Genomic DNA, 407 nt, shown 5'->3' with positions numbered 1-407 from the left:
CGGCACCCATTTCGTGCATCCCATCACGAAGATCAGCGTCACAAGGCTGGGACCGAACACGCCCACGATGACCAGCATGATCAGCATTGCCGGCAGCGCGAGGAGGGAGTCTGTCACCCGCATGATCGCATTGCCGGTCCATCCGCCGTAAAAGCCGGCGACGAGACCCAGCAGGGTGCCGATACATCCCGCGACGATGACCGCGCAGACCCCGACGACCAGCGATGTGCGCGAGCCGTAGAGGATACGGCTGAGCACGTCCCGACCCAGATTGTCGGTGCCCAGAGGGTGGCTAAGCGAGCCGCCCTCGAGCCACATGGGTGGTGCGAACATGCTTGCAAGATCCATCCCCGCTGGATCGTGCGGAGCGATGACCGGGGCGAAGATCGCCACCAGAATGACGGTAG

The 407-nt window shown here is 63.6% G+C and carries 1 protein-coding gene; it reads right to left on the bottom strand.

Annotated elements, in window-relative coordinates:
• Positions 1-407: ABC transporter permease (locus ACFHWW_RS34350; RefSeq protein WP_379943857.1), on the bottom strand; the 407-nt coding region annotated here is incomplete at both ends.

The organism is Sinorhizobium sp. P24N7 (genome assembly GCF_042436655.1).
GTDB classification, from domain to species: domain Bacteria; phylum Pseudomonadota; class Alphaproteobacteria; order Rhizobiales; family Rhizobiaceae; genus Sinorhizobium; species Sinorhizobium meliloti_A.
Note: the sequence above shows the minus strand (reverse complement) of the source record. Positions and strands in the feature narration are given on the sequence as shown.